Below are 14,848 nucleotides of genomic sequence, written 5' to 3'. Positions count from 1 at the left end.
ATCGGCAGGGGTGCGAAGAAGACAGGGCAGCGAAAGTGACCGGACAGCGAAATCGCCAGGACAGCGCGGGCAGAACGCGAACCCGGTGCAATCCGCAGCCGCTGCCCGTTCGTTAGGCGCGGGCACGGACCGCCGCGGCGAGACGGTCGATCGTCTCGGCCGGGCGGGCGGTCAGGTAGAAGTGGCCGCCCTGGAACTCGTGGACGGTGAAGTCACCGGTGGTGTGCCGTCGCCAGGCGTGGGCCTCCTCGAGGGTGACCTGCTCGTCGGTGTCGCCGACGAAGACCTCTACCGGGCAGTCGACGACGGCGTCCGGGTCACCGACGTAGCGCTCGATGGCGCGGTAGTCGGCCCGCACGGCGGGGAGGATGGCGCGCAGCATCTCCTCGTCGTCCAGCAACCGGGTGTCGGTGCCGCTGAGGTTGCGGATCTCGGCCACCAGCCCCTGGTCGTCGCGCAGATGGACGTCCTCGGTGCGGCGCCGGGACGGCGCGCGACGCCCCGAGGCGATCAGCACGCTGGGGGCGAGTCCCTCCCGCCGCATGCGCAGCGCCACCTCGAAGGCGACGGTGGCGCCCATGCTGTGGCCGAAGAAGGCCGGCCGTGGCTCCCGGGCGAGTTGGGGGAGCAGCGCGTCGAAGACCCGGTCGGCCAGAGTGGCGATATCGGCGATCGGGTCCTCGGCTCGCCGGTCCTGACGCCCCGGATACTGGATCGCCAGCACCTCGATGTCGGGGTGCAGGGCGCCGGACACCGGGTGGAAGAAGGTCGCCGAGCCGCCGGCGTGCGGAAAGCACACGACGCGCGCCTTGGGCGTCGGGGCCGGGTGGAAGAGCCGGACCCAGTCCTTGCTGTCGGTGGTGGCTTCCGGCATCGCTGATCCTCCCTGGCCGCACGGTCGCAGGTCATGCTGGTCGCAGGCGGGTACGGGGCCAACCCCTAGATCCCCCTAAGATGCCGCGTCCCCGCGCGTCCCCACGTCGGGTCGTGGACGCCATCCGGACCGGCGGGGCGGGCATCCGGACTGCCGGCGGCGGGCATCCGGACCGCCGGCCCCGGACACCCGGACCGCCGGGCGCCGGGCGTCCTGCCCGCGCGCTCGTCCTGCCCCCGCGGCCCCGGACGACTCGCCGTGGCGGCGACGGTGCCGGCCGGGACAGCCGTCGCGGTCCCGGCGGACGGCCCTCACCCCGCGTCCCGGCGGACACGGCTCCGTCGACGACGTACCGCCCGCCGGGCCGGGGCGGGCCGCGGGCTCCGGCGCCGGGTCAGACCCCCTGCAGCACGGCGGCCGGGCGCTCTCCCGAGCCCCGGACGACCAGCCGGGTGGGCACGGTGACGGTGCGGGCGCGGGAGCGGTCGCCGTCGAGGCGGGACAGGGCGGTGGTCGCCGCCGTCCTGCCGATCTCCTGGGGGTCCTGGGCGACGACGGTCAGGGCCGGTTCGAGGGCCTCGGCGAGCGGTACGTCGTCGAAGGCGACGACGGCGACGTCCTTCCGCCTGCTGCGGGCGAGTTGGGTGACGATGCCCAGCGCGACGATGTTGTTGCCGGCGAACAGGGCGGTGGGCGGGTCGGCGAGGCCGAGCAGCTGGGCGGTGGCGGCGGAGGCGCCGTGCTCGTCGTGGGCGTTGGCGACCAGGGCACGGTCGTGGGGGAGGCCGGCTTCCTGGAGAGCCGAGCGGTATCCGGCCAGGCGCTCGCGGCGGGTGTAGAGCTTGGTGGGGAGGTCGCCGACGAAGCCGATGCGCCGGTGGCCGTGGGCGATCAGGTGGGCGACACCGTCGTGGGCGCCCGCGCGGTTGGAGCTGACGACACTGTCCGTGGACAGGCCCGCTCCCGGACGGTCGATGAAGAGCACGGGCAGGCCCGCGGAGCGGTGGGTCTTCAGGTGGGTGTGGTCGGCGCCGACGGACGGCACGACCATCAGGATGCTGACGCGGCGGGCGAGGAACTTGTCCGTCAGCGCGCGCTCGCGTTCGGGATCGTCCGCCGACGAGCCCATGAGCAGGGTCAGTCCGCGGTCGCGGACCGTGTCCTCGATACTGCGGGCCACGGCGCCGAAGAAGGGGTTGCCGAGGTCGGGGACGACCAGCCCGATGGTGGTGTCGGGTCCGCCGACACGGATGTTGCGTGCCATGAGGTTCGGCTGGAAGCCGAGTTTGGCCACGGCGGCGAGAACCTGTTCCCTGGTCCGCGCCGAGGCGGGTCCGTCGTCGTTGAGGACGCGGGAGACGGTCTTGGCGCTGACGCCCACCTCTCGTGCGACGTCGGCCAGGGTGGGGCGGCGGTTCGCTGCCATGGGGGAAACGTCTCCTGTGCTCGTCGGTTCCGGCCGCGGCCTCGGCCGGACATCCGTGAGTGATGAGTCGTGTGGTCAGGTGGCCTGGACGCCGGCCGCCTTCGCGGCCTCGGAGTCCGCTACGACAGTACCTCCGGCCTCATCGACGGTGAGCGCGCCGGTCATGATGGCGACGACCTCCGCCATGGAGTAGTCGGAGGGCTTGATCAGGGCGGCCCGCCGGCCCAGCCGGTGGACGTGGATCCGGTCGGCTATCTCAAAGACGTGCGGCATGTTGTGGCTGATCAGGACGACCGGCATGCCCTTGTCGCGGACGCGGCGGATGAGGTCGAGGACCTGGCCGGACTCCTTGACGCCGAGCGCGGCGGTCGGCTCGTCCATGACGACGACGCTGCGCGCCCAGGCGACGGACCGGGCGACCGCGACGGCCTGCCGCTGGCCGCCGGAGAGGGTCTCGACCGCCTGCGTGAGCGAGCGCAGGCCGATCTTCAGGTCGGCCATGTGTTCGGCGGCCTCCTGGCGCATGCGCTTCTTGTCCAGCATGCGGAAGACGCTGCCGAGGAGGCCGGGGCGGCGCAGCTCCCGGCCGAGGAACATGTTGGACGCGATGTCCATGGAGGCGGCCACGGCGAGATCCTGATACACCGTCTCGATGCCGTGGGCGCGCGCGCTCTGCGGACCGGAGAACGTGATGGGTTCGCCGTTGAGGCGGATTTCGCCGGCGTCGGGGACCACGGCACCCGTGAGGGCCTTGATGAGACTGGTCTTGCCGGCTCCGTTGTCGCCGATGACGGCGAGGACCTCGCCGGGCAGCAGGTCGAAGTCGGCGCCGTCGATGGCGGTGACGTGACCGTAGCGCTTGACCAGGCCGCGGGCCTGCAGGACGGGGGTGGGGGAGGTGGTGGCGGTCATCGGGCCTTCTTCCGGGAGATCTGGTCGACGGTCACCGCGAGGATCACCAGGACGCCGGTGATCAGGGTCTGGTAGATGGAGGCGACGCCCATCAGTTGCAGGCCGTTGCGGAAGACACCGACGATGAGGACGCCGATGAAGGTGCCCAGCACCGAACCGCGCCCGCCGAACAGGCTGGTGCCGCCGAGGACCACGGCGGTGATGCTGTCCAGGTTGTCGGTCTGCCCGGCCTGCGGGTCACCGACCCCGGTGCGGGAGATCAGCAGCACGGCGGCGATGCCGTACAGCAGTCCGGCCACGGTGTAGACGCCGATGGTCAGGCGGGAGGTGCGGATGCCGTTGAGGCGGGCCGCTTCCTGGCTGTTGCCCAGGGCGTAGACGTGCCGACCCCAGCCGGTGCTGCTCAGGGCGTAGGCGAGGAGGAGGAAGAGGGCGATGGTGACCAGGGACCCGTAGGTGATGTCGGTGTGACCGAGGGGGAAGGTCTGCCCGAGGGCCGTCAGCGGGCCGGGCAGGTCGGTGACGGTCTGCTCCTCGGAGTAGATGTGGGTCAGCGCGAACGCCACGTTGAGCATGCCGAGGGTCACGATGAACGGCGGCAGCGGGATCTTCTGCACCAGCAGCCCGTTGAGCAGGCCGAAGCCGCCGCAGACGGCCAGGCCCAGCGCGATGGCGAGGAGCGGGGGCAGGGATCCCTCGGCCGCCATCTTGGCGATGACGATGCTGCCGAACGCCATCACGGCACCGCACGACAGGTCGATGCCCGCGGTGAGGATGATCAGGGTCTGCCCGATGGCGAGGGTCCCGACCACCATGACCTGCTGCACGATCAGGGAGAAGTTCCCGCCCGTGAGGAACTGGTCGGTCGAGAGGGAGAAGAACACGCAGGCCAGGAGGAGGGCTACGAGTGGACCGGTGGTCGGCTGCGTGAGCAGTCTGCGCACCGTGGTCGGTGCTTTGAGCTCGGCGTACGGCGTGGAGGTGGACGGTGGCGTTGACGTGGCGGTCATGCGAGGTCCTTGACGGAGGATGAGGGGCGGCCCGCTCCCGGTCGGGGAGGCGGGAGCCGGGCCGCTGACTGAGGGGTGAGGAGGTGCGGACGGCCTCCGGGGCGGCTCAGCCCCAGCAGTTCTCCAGGCCGTAGGCGGTGTCCTTGGACGTGACCCCCGCCTGCGCCTTGTCGGTGATCAGGGTGACGCCGGTGTCGGTGTAACCGGACGCCTTCTTGCCGTCCTTGGCGTACGTCACGACGGCCTTGACTCCCTCGGCGGCCATCTTCAGCGGGTATTGCTGGGAGGTCGCGGCGATCTTGCCCTCCTCGACCGCCCGGGTGCCGGTGCAGCCGCCGTCGACGGAGACGATCAGGACGTCCTTCTCCCGGCCCTTGGCCTTCAGCGCGGTGTACGCGCCCAGGGCGGCCGGCTCGTTGATGGTGTAGACGACGTTGATGCCCGGCTCCTTCTGGAGGCAGTTCTCCATCGCCGTCTGGCCCTTGGCCTGGTCGCCGCCGGTGTCCTGGGAGCAGACGACCGCCGGGTCCTTCTCCCCGATACCGAAGCCCTTCAGGAAGCCCTCGTGCCGCTGTACGCCGACGGAGACGCCCGGCGCGAGGTCGAGGGTGGCTATCTTGGCCGTCTTGCCCTTCATGGCGGCCTTGGCGTACTCGCCGATCAGCTCACCGGCCTTGACGTTGTCGGTGGCGAAGAGGGCGTCGACCGCGCTCTCCGGCTCCGTCGGGGTGTCCAGCGCGATGACGAGCACGCCCTTGGCGCGGGCCTTCTCGATCGCGGGCACGATCGCCTTGGAGTCGCTCGGGGTGATCAGGATGCCCTTCACACCCGAGGCGACCATGTTCTCGATGGCGGTGACCTGACCGGCGTTGTCGCCGTCGAACTTGCCGGCGGCGCTGACCAGTTGGGCGCCGTTCTCCTTGGCGGCCTTCTCCGCGCCCTCCTTCATCTTCACGAAGAACGGGTTGGTGTCGGTCTTGGTGATCAGACCGACCTTGACGCTGCCCGAACCGCTGCTCGCGGAGTCCGATCCGGAGCCGGGTCCGCAGGCCGTCAGGGTGAGGGCCGCGAGGCCCGTGCACGCGGCGGCTCTGATGAGGGAGAGGGGCAGACGAGTGGTGCGAGACATGACGACTCCTGCGCGATTGCGAGCGACGCGGCCGGCATCGGACATGCCGTCCCCGGTGTCATCGTTGACTTATGTCATCGTTGACACTGCATGGCGAGGATGATGGACTCCGTCTCCCGGCAACGTCAATGCCTTGTCCCCGTCACAAATCGGCAACGTCCCCGGCCGTCGCCCGCCCGTAGCCGCCCGGCGGTGGCGCGGTGCGAGGCGCCCGGACGGCCTACTCCCAGAGAAGAGCAGCCCATGAGTCTGCGTCCGGTCACCGTCCTCGGAGAGTGCGTCGCGGACGCGTTCGCCGAGCCCACGAGCGCCCCGAACGAACTCGCCCTCCGCGTGCTGCCCGGCGGCGGACCCGCGAACACGGCCGTCGCCCTGGCCCGGCTCGGCACCCCGGCCCGCTTCCTCGCGCGACTGTCCGGCGATGTGTTCGGCCGCCTGTTCCGGGCCCGCCTGGAGGCGTCCGGAGTGGACCTGTCGTACGCCGTCCCGGCCGCCGAGCCCAGCACGCTGGCCGTGGCGGAGCTCGACGCCCTGGGCCAGGCCGCGTTCTCCTTCCACGCGCAGAACACGGCCGACTGGCAGTGGAGCGCGGCGGAGCTGGCCGGGGTGGACCTGTCCCGGACCGCCTGTGTGCACACCGGTTCACTGGCCCTGGTCCGCGAGCCCGGCGCGGCGGTGGTGGAGGACTTCCTGGCGGCAGCCGCTTCCCATGCCACCGTCAGCATCGATCCCAACGTCCGGCCGCTGCTGGTGCGCCCCGAGACCTACCGTGCCCGGCTGGCGCACTGGTGCCGCCTCGCGGACGTGCTCCGGCTGAGCGAGGAGGACCTGGCGCTGCTGCTGCCCGGCACGCCGCCCGGGCAGGCGTGCGACCTCTGGCACGCCGCGGGGGCGCGGCTCGTCGTGATCACGCGCGGTGCCGACGGAGCCCTGGCCTCGCTCGACGGCGAACGGGTGGAGGTGCCCGCGGTGGCGACGCGGGTCGTCGACACGGTCGGGGCGGGGGACTCCTTCACCGCCGGGCTGCTGCACCACCTCGGCACCCGCGGACTGCTCGGCGGCCGGCTGACGGACCTGCGCCTCCCGGACGTCGCGGAGGCCTGCCGCTTCGCCGCCCGGGTCGCGGCCCTGACCTGCTCGGTCGCCGGTCCCAACCCGCCCTGGCAGAGCGAGTTGGCGCAGCGCGCGACAGCCGGCCACACGTGACGGGCGGAGGAACCGTTCCGGTCCCGGCGCGCCCGCACCGTTGACGCGTCGGCCGGATTGCCCCCATCATCGGGCCACTCGATGTCATCGATGACACAAGTCAACGATGACACTCCTTGCCGGTGCCGTGGACGACGGCGCGGGCAAGGTGTCACCCTCCGGCCGGTCCGCGCCGGGCGAAGACCCCGCGCCGGACGGTCGCAGCCCAGGAGACACCATGAGTTCTGTACGTGTACCGCGACGTGCCCGGGCCCGGCTGATCGCGGCGGTGGCGACCGCCTGCGCCCTGTCCGCCGCCCCGCCCGCCGCTCCGGCCACCGCCGCCGACGCCCCGCCGTACGCCGAGACCCACCGCCCCCGGTTCCACTACACGCCCGACAGGAACTGGATGAACGACCCCAACGGCCTTGTGTATTACCAGGGCGAATACCACCTCTTCTACCAGTACAACCCCAACGGCGACTCCTGGGGCGACATGTCCTGGGGGCACGCCGTGAGCAAGGACCTCGTGCACTGGAAGGAGTTGCCTCTCGCCCTGTCGCACGACGACGAGGAGATGGTGTTCTCCGGCAGCGCGGTCGTCGACCGCGACAACACCACCGGCTTCGGCACGAAGAAGAACCCGCCCATGGTGGCGGTCTACACCAGCCACGCCAAGGACACGGGCGTTCAGGCCCAGTCGCTCGCCTACAGCACCGACCGCGGCCGTACCTGGACCAAGTACCGGGGAAACCCCGTCATCGACATCGGCTCGAGGGAGTTCCGGGACCCCAAGGTGCAGTGGTACGCGCCGACCAGGAGCTGGTTGATGACGGTGTCGCTGTCCACCGAGCACAAGGTGCGGTTCTACTCGTCGAAGAACCTCAAGGACTGGGAGCTGCTCAGCGAGTTCGGCCCGGCCGGCGCGACGGGCGGCGTGTGGGAGTGCCCCGACCTGTTCCCCCTCGCGGTCGACGGCGACGAGAACAACGTCAAGTGGGTCCTGGTCGTCAACATCAACCCCGGTGGCATCGCGGGCGGTTCTGCGGCCCAGTACTTCGTCGGCGACTTCGACGGCACGACGTTCACCGCCGAGGACAAGGGCACCTACACACCACCCGCCGGTGACGTCCTGCAGGACTTCGAGGGCCCCGGCTTCGGCGCGTGGACGACTGCCGGAACCGCCTTCGGCGAGGGACCGGCGGCCGGAGCGCTGGCCGGACAGGGCGCCGTCGACGGCTTCGACGGCAAGGGCCTCGCCAACAGCTTCCACGGAGGCGACGCCGCCACCGGCACCCTCACCTCCCCGCCGTTCACCGTGGCCAGGCCCTACCTGAACTTCCGGGTCGGCGGCGGACGGCACCCGCACGAGCCCGGAACCGTCATGGAGCAGGGGCCCCCGCCCGAGGGAACGGTCCTCGCCGACTTCGAAGGCGGCACCTACGGCGACTGGACGACGACCGGGGACGCCTTCGGCCAGGCACCGGCCACCGGCACCCTCCCCGGCCAGCAGGAGGTCTCCGGCTTCCTGGGCGGCGGTCTGGTCAACACCTTCCTGAACGGCGACTCCACCACCGGCACCCTCACCTCACCCGAGTTCACCCTCGACAAGGACTACGTCAACCTCCTCGTCGGCGGCGGCCACCACGGCGCCGCCTCCGCCGACCCGACCGCCGTCGAACTCCTCGTCGACGGCGAGGTGGTCCGCAGCGCCACCGGAAAGGACGCCGAGGCACTCGACTGGACCTCCTGGGACGTCGGCGACCTCGCCGGCAGGAAGGCGCGGATCAGGATCGTCGACGACAACACCGGCGGCTGGGGCCACCTCAACGTCGACCACGTCATGCTGTCCGACACCCCGGCCCGGCCCGTCTCCCGGGAGACGTCGGTCAACCTGCTCGTCGACGGCGAGGTCGTCCGCAGCGCCACCGGCTCCGACAGCGAGACCCTGGACTGGGCCTCCTTCGACCTGCGCCCCTACCTCGGCAGGAAGGCGCAGATCCAGATCGTCGACAGGAACACCGCCGGCTGGGGCCACGTCCTCGCCGACCGGTTCACCGCCGCCGACGCCCCCGCCCTGTCCACGGTGCGGCGCGCCGACTGGGCCGACCACGGCAAGGACTACTACGCGGCGGTGTCCTGGGAGAACGCACCGGGCGGCAAGCGGTACATGATCGGCTGGATGAGCAACTGGGACTACGCCGGCGCCGTCCCCACCTCCCCCTGGCGCGGCGCGCAGAGCGTCCCCCGTGAGATGGCCCTGCGCACCGTCGACGGCCGGATCCGGCTCACCAGCACTCCGGTGAAGAGTCTGACGTCCCTGCGGGAGGGCTCTCCGGCCACGGCGGCGGGCGTCACCGTCAGCAGCACCTCACAGCCCCTGACCGGCCCCGCGGCCGACGGCACGGCACTCGACATCGAGGCGGTCTTCTCCCTCCGGGACGCCGACCGCTTCGGCCTGAAGGTGCGCACCGGCGCCGGGGGACAGGAGACCGTCATCGGCTACGACACCACCACCCAGGAGCTGTACGTCGACCGCACCCGCTCCGGTGCCGTGGACTTCGCCAGCACCTTCCCCGGGGTCCAGCGGGCACCCCTGCGGGCCGAGAACGGCACGGTGCGCCTGCGCGTCCTGGTCGACCGGTCCTCCGTCGAGGTCTTCGGCGGCCGCGGCGAGGCGGTGATCACCGACCAGATCTTCCCCGACCCCGACAGCCGGGGCGTGCAGGTCTTCGCCGAGAACGGCTCGGTGACGCTCGACCGGGCCCGCGTCTGGCGGCTCGGCTCCTACCGCGACTGACGACAACTCCCCCTCCCATCACGCAAGGACACGACACCGTGAAGAAGACCCTGCTCGCCGAGTTCACCGCCCGCGAGGGAGCGGAGGACGAGGTGACGCGCCTGCTGCTGGACTACGCCCGCACGGTGCGCGAGGAGGACGGCAACCTCGCCTTCGACGTCTACACCAAGGCGTCGCATCCCCGCGCCTACTGGATCTTCGAGGTGTACCGGGACGAGGACGCCTTCCAGGCCCATCTGAAGGCCCCGTACGGCGGCCCGTTCAACACCGCGCTGGCCCCGCTGATCGAGGAGGACGCGTCCGTGCTGACGTTCCTCGACCCGCTGACCTGACCCGGCCGGTGGTCCGGCGTCAGCCGCGCTCGTCGGCCTCCCGGCCGTCCGCCTCCTGACCCCCGGCGTCACCGCCTCGGCCGCGAACGGTCTCCGCGGCGTGCAGCAGTGCGGTGAGCACGGTCCGCACCGCTCTTCGCGCCACGCGCTCGGGGCGGTGCAGCACGTCGACGTGGCGCAGGGCGTGGACGCCGTCGAGAGGTCTGAGGACCACCGCCGGATGCGGGCGGGCCGTCCATCGGGGCATCAGGGCGACCCCGCCGCCGGCGGCGACGAGTTCGGCGACCACCGAGATCTCGTTGACCCGGTGGACGATGTCGAGCCGCCGCCCGGCGGCGGCCGCGATGGCGTCGATGGTGGCCAGGAGCGGAAACCCGTCGTGCACGGTGATCCAGGGCAGGCCGGCGACATCGACCGGGGACAGACGGGCTTTCGCGACGAGGGGATGGCCGACGGGCAGGGCGACGTCGAGCGGTTCCCGCAGCAGGGCGGTGGCCGTGGCGGTCCGCGGCCACGCCGGCGCGTGATCGAGCCGGTGGGCGATGACGAGGTCGTAGTGGCGCGTCAGGCGCGGGAAGTCGTCCTGCGCCACGTCCTCGTCGTGGAGGGAGAGCCGGGGCGACCCCGGGGCGCCGAGGCGCCGCAGCAACAGGGGGTAGAACGCCGCGGCCCCACTGTGGAAGGCCGCCACCGACACGGTGCCGTCGGGCTGCTCGACGAACGCCTCGACGGTGTGGCGGGCTCGGGCGAGAGCCGTCTCCACCCCGATGGCGGCGTCGGCCAGGGCCTGCCCGGCGGCGGTGAGGACGAGTCGCCGTCCGTCGCGCTCGGTGAGCGGCACGGGGATCGAGCGCTGCAGGAGCCGGAGCTGCTGCGAGATCGCCGACGGCGTCACCCGCATCGCCTCCGCGACCGCGGTGACGCTCCCGAGCTCGCCCAGTTCACGCAGGACACGCAGCTGTCTCTCGTCCACGGCCCCAGTGTAGCTTCGCTAAAGGGTTGTTTGAGCAACTCGTCGTTTACTTCAAAGTGCTGGTCGGGGAGGGTGGGCGTCATGCCAGCCACCCGCCGTACGGACGCGGTGCTCCTGGTCGTCGCCGTCGTCTGGGGCTCCAGCTACCTGACGGCGAAGGCGGCCACGGACACCACTCCGGTGTTGCTCGTCCTGTTCCTGCGCGCCTTCCTCTCCGCTCTCGCCTCGGTCGTCGCCGTCGTCGCCGTGGTGCGGGGGCCCGGCCTCGTCACCCGTGCCGAGATCGGCCGCGGTTCCCTGCTCGGCCTCACCCAGGCCGCGGTCCTCGCCCTGGAGACGTACGGCGTCGCGCACACCAGCGCGGCCAACGCGGGGCTGATCATCAGCCTCACCCTGGTGCTCACCCCGCTGCTGGACCGCGGGGGAGGGCGAGCAGGCGTGGCGGGGCGTTTCTACCTCGCCGCCGGTCTGTGCGTCGTCGGCGTCGGCCTGCTCGTGTCCGGCCACGGTCTGCGCGTTCCCGGCACCGGCGATCTGCTGATGCTCGTGGCGGCCGTGGTGCGGGCGGCGCATGTGGTGCTCGTCGGACGGCTCGCCACCGGCCGGGACCTGCGCCCGCTGCAACTGACCGCCGTGCAGAGCGTCGTCGGCGCGCTCATCTTCCTCCCGCCCGCGGCGGGCGGGCTGCCGGCTCTCGCCCGGACCGACGCCATGACCTGGGCGCAGATCGTCCACCTGGCCCTGTTCTGCGGCCTGTTCGCCTTCCTGGCCCAGACCTGGGCGGTACAGCGCACCTCCGCGACCCGGGCCAGCCTCCTCCTGGGCACCGAACCGGTCTGGGCCCTCCTGGTGGGCATCGGCTTCGGAGGTGAGCACCTCACCGTGCTCTCCGCCCTCGGAGCAGCGCTGATCGTCGTCGGAACGTACTGGGGGCAGGCCGTCGAACGCGCCCACCGCGCCTCCCCGCCGCCGGCACCCGCGGCCCCCGTCGAGCCGGCCCTGGCCTCCGGAGACGCCGTCCCATAACAGGTGTTGCGTAACGCATGTTGTGCAACAGGGGGCTCCGATGCCGCGACAGGTCGACCACGAACAGCGCCGCGCCGCGATCTCCGGTGCCGTGTGGCAGGTGGTGTCCGAGAGCGGCCTGGAAGGGCTGACCCTGCGGGCGGTCACCGCCGCCGGACGCACCACCGGCATGGTCACCCACTACTTCCGCGGGAGGGTGACCGGGTGCTGCTGCGCAGCGTCGCCGTCCGCCCCGACCTGCGCGGCTGCGGAGCGGCCCGGCGCCTGGTCGAGCGCGTCCTCGCGGACACCGCCGAACAAGGAGCCCGTACCGCCTACCTGTTCTCGACCGGAGCAGGCGCGTTCTGGGCCCGGCTCGGGTTCCGCACGGTACCGGTCGACGAGGTCGCCACCGCGCTGCCCGGCGCACCACAGGTGCGGCAGTACCGCGACGCCGGAACGCTCGCCGACGAAGTGGCGTGGCGGCGCGGCCTCCGAACGCCCACCGCCGTACAGGCCGACCGCCACGCCGGTTCCGCCGCATCGCCCGCGCCCGTACCGCCCGCCGCCCTCCCCGACGGCCGGGCCTGACCGCTCCTGCCCTCCGCCCCGGCGCTCGGCCCAGGGCCTCACGAGAACTCGCGGCCGGTGTTCAGGACGGCCGCCCCGACCGGGGTGCCGCCGGCGGTGAGGGTGTCGACCACTTCGTCGGTCCTGGCGGGCAGGCCACCGGACCCGGCGGAGACCGCTGGTGGACCGACGGTCACGACGACGCCGTAGGGCACCGCATGCTCCTACTGCGACTGCGACTGCGACTGCGACTGCGACTGCGACTGCGACTGCTGCCGCGCCGGTGGCGAGGGGTGGGCGGCCGGGCGTTCCGAGCCGGTTCCGGCTGCTGGTTCCGCGTCTCGGCTTAGGCCTACGTCTGCTCGGCGGACTGCGGGGCGGCCTCGCGTGCGCCGGCACTGACCAGCCCCGTCTCGTAGGCGACGATGACGGCCTGGACACGGTCACGGAGTCCGAGCTTGGCGAGGATACGGGCGACGTGCGTCTTGACGGTCGCCTCGGCCAGGTGGAGGCGGGTGGCGAGTTCGGCGTTGCTCAGTCCTCGGGCCAACAGGCCGAGTACCTCCAGTTCGCGCGGAGTGAGCGAGGCGAGGTCGCGGTGGAGGGCGTCGGTGTCGCTGCCGCGCTGGGTGCTGTACCGATGTCCGCCTCCGGCACTGTACCGATGTTCGCCTCCGGCACTGTACCGATGTCCGCCTCCGGCACTGTACCGGTGTTCGCCTCCGGCAAAACGCTGCACGAGTCGGCGGGTGATGGCGGGCGCGAGAAGAGCGTCGCCGGTACGGACCGTGCGGACGGCCGCCGTCAGGTGCTCGGGGGTGACGTCCTTGAGGAGGAAGCCGCTGGCCCCGGCGGACAGTGCCGCGTAGACGTACCGGTCGAGGTCGAAGGTGGTGAGGATGATGACGCGAGGTGCGTCGGGGGCGCCGGTGAGGATGCGGCGGGTGGCCTCCAGGCCGTCCATCTCGGGCATCCGGACGTCCATCAGGACCACGTCGGGACGTGTGCGGCGGACCGCTTCGACCGCCTCGGTTCCGTTGGTCGCCTCGGCGACGACATCGATGCCGTCGGCGCCGAGGATCAACCGGAACCCGGTGCGGACCAGGGTCTGGTCGTCGGCGAGGAGCACCCGCAGCGGCTCGGTCACGATGTCTCCAAGGGGATCAGGGCCTCCACACGGTAGCCGCCGGTCAGGCGGCGGCCGGTGTTCAGGGTTCCGTCGTATACGGCGAGGCGCTCGCGCAGGCCGATCAGGCCCCGGCCGCTCCCGGTGGCCGCCCCCGGGTGTCCACCGGTGTCGCTGACTTCCACCCGGAGCCGGTCCGGGCGGTACTCGACGGTCACGGCGGCGGTGGCGCCGGACGCGTGCTTCACGGTGTTGGTCAGGGCCTCCTGGACCACGCGGTAGGCGGCGAGTTCGAGGCCGGGCGGGAGGGGACGGGGCGGGCCGGTGACGGTCAGGTCGACGGGCAGTCCGGTGTCCCGGACCCGTCCGACCAGCCCTTCCAGCTGCCCCAGGCCGGGTTGCGGAGCCAGCTCCGCCGCCGTGTCGGCCAGGTCCGCGTCTGCGTCCGTCCCCTCGCCCTCGTCGGCCATGGTGAGCAGCCCCATGACGTGGCGCAGCTCGGTCATGGCCGCCCTCCCGCCCGCCTCGACCGCGAGCAGCGCCTCGCCGGCCTGCTCGGGGGAGGCCTTCATGATCTTGCGGGCGGCACCCGCCTGGATGATCATCACGCTGACGTTGTGCGTGACGACGTCGTGCAGTTCGCGGGCGATCCTGGCCCGCTCGTGCTCGACGGCCCGGCGCAGCGCCTCGGCCTGTTCGCGTTCCAGGGCGGAGAGCCGGGTGCGGCCCTCGTCGGTGCGGAGTTTCCAGGTACGCAGGCCGACGGCGGCCACGGCCATCGGGAGCAGGATCAGCAGGGCGATGTACTCGTTCGGGACGATCGGTGTCACCGAGTCCCCCGAGGTGCCGACCAGGACGACCGACACCGGCAGCGCCGCCAGGGTCGCCACCCGGTACGGGCTGTACACGGCGGCGCCGTACACGGCGATGACGAACGCGTAGAAGGTCAGCCGCCCGACGCTCTGCGGTGTCGCCAGCGTCGCGGCCGTGACGACGCACAGCACGGCGAGCGGGTAGCGGCGGCGCAGCGCCAGGGCACCCGAGGCGACGACGGCGAGGGTCACCATGAAGGCCAGGCCGCCGGAACCGGACGGGCGCGGCACGACGCGCTCCACGCCGGGAGCGATCTCACGCACCACGACGTTGTCGGCGTTGTCGATGCCGTAGTAGACGGTGGTGACGCCGAGGGCCAGTGCCACCAGCGCGTCGAACTGCCGGGCGCGCCGCGTGAGCCGCAGCGGTGGGCCGCTCGGAAGCCTGGCGTCGCGGACCGTCCGGCGGGCGGTGTCCCGCAGCCGCCCCAGCGTCGTACGTACGTCCGTCACCGGTTCATTGTCACCGCCGCGCGCGGCCCTCCGAGTCCGTCCCCATGGCCATTCCCGGTGCGGCGGATACACCAGCCGCCTACATCGCAGGGATGACGTCCTCGGGGCTAGTCCCAGCGCGGTACCGCAATGGGTTCGTACGGGCGACGCGCACGGGACGGGCCCGCTCCTAGCGTTCACG

At 72.1% G+C, this 14,848-nt stretch carries 14 protein-coding genes; 5 read left to right on the top strand and 9 right to left on the bottom strand.

Features of this window, described 5'->3' with window-relative positions; translation table 11 throughout:
* Positions 1–112: 112 nt before the first annotated feature.
* From ACIBBD_RS04970 to ACIBBD_RS04950, 5 genes are all read right to left on the bottom strand, one after another.
* Positions 113–874, bottom strand: a complete 762-nt coding sequence (locus ACIBBD_RS04970) for a thioesterase II family protein (protein ID WP_399417879.1) — start codon at positions 872–874, stop codon at positions 113–115.
* 394 nt (positions 875–1,268) lie between these two features.
* Positions 1,269–2,300, bottom strand: a complete 1,032-nt coding sequence (locus ACIBBD_RS04965) for a LacI family DNA-binding transcriptional regulator (RefSeq protein WP_399417878.1) — start codon at positions 2,298–2,300, stop codon at positions 1,269–1,271.
* A 75-nt stretch (positions 2,301–2,375) separates the two neighbouring features.
* Entirely contained in the window at positions 2,376–3,212 is an 837-nt protein-coding gene (locus tag ACIBBD_RS04960; protein ID WP_399417877.1) for an ATP-binding cassette domain-containing protein, read from the bottom strand.
* On the bottom strand, positions 3,209–4,222 hold the full coding sequence (locus tag ACIBBD_RS04955) for an ABC transporter permease (RefSeq protein WP_399417876.1): 1,014 nt from the start codon (positions 4,220–4,222) through the stop codon (positions 3,209–3,211). The genes ACIBBD_RS04960 and ACIBBD_RS04955 overlap by 4 nt, the downstream gene beginning before the upstream one ends.
* 106 nt (positions 4,223–4,328) lie before the next feature.
* On the bottom strand, positions 4,329–5,351 hold the full coding sequence (locus ACIBBD_RS04950) for a sugar ABC transporter substrate-binding protein (RefSeq protein ID WP_399417875.1): 1,023 nt from the start codon (positions 5,349–5,351) through the stop codon (positions 4,329–4,331).
* A 243-nt stretch (positions 5,352–5,594) separates the two neighbouring features.
* Between ACIBBD_RS04950 and ACIBBD_RS04945 the strand changes: the two genes are divergently transcribed.
* The 3 genes from ACIBBD_RS04945 to ACIBBD_RS04935 all read left to right on the top strand — a co-directional run bounded on the left by ACIBBD_RS04945 (position 5,595) and on the right by ACIBBD_RS04935 (position 9,668).
* On the top strand, positions 5,595–6,557 hold the full coding sequence (locus tag ACIBBD_RS04945; RefSeq protein WP_399417874.1) for a carbohydrate kinase: 963 nt from the start codon (positions 5,595–5,597) through the stop codon (positions 6,555–6,557).
* Between the two features lie 217 nt (positions 6,558–6,774).
* Complete coding sequence (locus tag ACIBBD_RS04940) at positions 6,775–9,336, top strand: GH32 C-terminal domain-containing protein (protein WP_399417873.1); 2,562 nt, start codon at positions 6,775–6,777, stop codon at positions 9,334–9,336.
* Positions 9,337–9,374: 38 nt separating this feature from the next.
* Positions 9,375–9,668 (top strand): putative quinol monooxygenase, encoded by a 294-nt coding sequence (locus ACIBBD_RS04935; protein WP_399417872.1) that lies wholly within the window; start codon positions 9,375–9,377, stop codon positions 9,666–9,668.
* A 19-nt stretch (positions 9,669–9,687) separates the two neighbouring features.
* Here the strand turns inward: ACIBBD_RS04935 and ACIBBD_RS04930 are convergent, their stop codons facing one another.
* Positions 9,688–10,641, bottom strand: coding sequence for a LysR family transcriptional regulator (locus tag ACIBBD_RS04930; protein ID WP_399417871.1), 954 nt, complete (start codon positions 10,639–10,641; stop codon positions 9,688–9,690).
* Between the two features lie 81 nt (positions 10,642–10,722).
* On the opposite strand from ACIBBD_RS04930, the gene ACIBBD_RS04925 reads away from it, so the two are divergent.
* Both ACIBBD_RS04925 and ACIBBD_RS04920 read left to right on the top strand, forming a co-directional pair.
* Complete coding sequence (locus ACIBBD_RS04925; RefSeq protein ID WP_399417869.1) at positions 10,723–11,667, top strand: DMT family transporter; 945 nt, start codon at positions 10,723–10,725, stop codon at positions 11,665–11,667.
* Positions 11,668–11,871: 204 nt separating this feature from the next.
* Positions 11,872–12,237, top strand: coding sequence for a GNAT family N-acetyltransferase (locus tag ACIBBD_RS04920; RefSeq protein ID WP_399417868.1), 366 nt, complete (start codon positions 11,872–11,874; stop codon positions 12,235–12,237).
* Between the two features lie 38 nt (positions 12,238–12,275).
* On the opposite strand, the gene ACIBBD_RS04915 is transcribed toward ACIBBD_RS04920, so the two are convergent.
* The 3 genes from ACIBBD_RS04915 to ACIBBD_RS04905 form a co-directional block, all read right to left on the bottom strand.
* Positions 12,276–12,431 (bottom strand): hypothetical protein, encoded by a 156-nt coding sequence (locus ACIBBD_RS04915; protein WP_399417867.1) that lies wholly within the window; start codon positions 12,429–12,431, stop codon positions 12,276–12,278.
* Between the two features lie 137 nt (positions 12,432–12,568).
* On the bottom strand, positions 12,569–13,363 hold the full coding sequence (locus tag ACIBBD_RS04910; protein WP_399417866.1) for a response regulator: 795 nt from the start codon (positions 13,361–13,363) through the stop codon (positions 12,569–12,571).
* Positions 13,360–14,667 (bottom strand): sensor histidine kinase, encoded by a 1,308-nt coding sequence (locus tag ACIBBD_RS04905; RefSeq protein WP_399417865.1) that lies wholly within the window; start codon positions 14,665–14,667, stop codon positions 13,360–13,362. Before ACIBBD_RS04905 ends, ACIBBD_RS04910 begins: the two co-directional genes overlap by 4 nt.
* Between the last annotated feature and the right edge of the window lie 181 nt (positions 14,668–14,848).

The sequence above is a fragment of the Streptomyces sp. NPDC051315 genome, from assembly GCF_044455165.1.
GTDB lineage: Bacteria > Actinomycetota > Actinomycetes > Streptomycetales > Streptomycetaceae > Streptomyces.
Note: the sequence above shows the minus strand (reverse complement) of the source record. Positions and strands in the feature narration are given on the sequence as shown.

What these genes read in the sequence shown, in the direction of transcription:
- ACIBBD_RS04970 (WP_399417879.1), bottom strand. Translation starts at nt 874, where the DNA reads ATGCCGGAAGCCACCACCGACAGCAAGGACTGGGTCCGGCTCTTCCAC.
- ACIBBD_RS04965 (WP_399417878.1), bottom strand. Translation starts at nt 2,300, where the DNA reads ATGGCAGCGAACCGCCGCCCCACCCTGGCCGACGTCGCACGAGAGGTG.
- ACIBBD_RS04960 (WP_399417877.1), bottom strand. Translation starts at nt 3,212, where the DNA reads ATGACCGCCACCACCTCCCCCACCCCCGTCCTGCAGGCCCGCGGCCTG.
- ACIBBD_RS04955 (WP_399417876.1), bottom strand. Translation starts at nt 4,222, where the DNA reads ATGACCGCCACGTCAACGCCACCGTCCACCTCCACGCCGTACGCCGAG.
- ACIBBD_RS04950 (WP_399417875.1), bottom strand. Translation starts at nt 5,351, where the DNA reads ATGTCTCGCACCACTCGTCTGCCCCTCTCCCTCATCAGAGCCGCCGCG.
- ACIBBD_RS04945 (WP_399417874.1), top strand. Translation starts at nt 5,595, where the DNA reads ATGAGTCTGCGTCCGGTCACCGTCCTCGGAGAGTGCGTCGCGGACGCG.
- ACIBBD_RS04940 (WP_399417873.1), top strand. Translation starts at nt 6,775, where the DNA reads ATGAGTTCTGTACGTGTACCGCGACGTGCCCGGGCCCGGCTGATCGCG.
- ACIBBD_RS04925 (WP_399417869.1), top strand. Translation starts at nt 10,723, where the DNA reads ATGCCAGCCACCCGCCGTACGGACGCGGTGCTCCTGGTCGTCGCCGTC.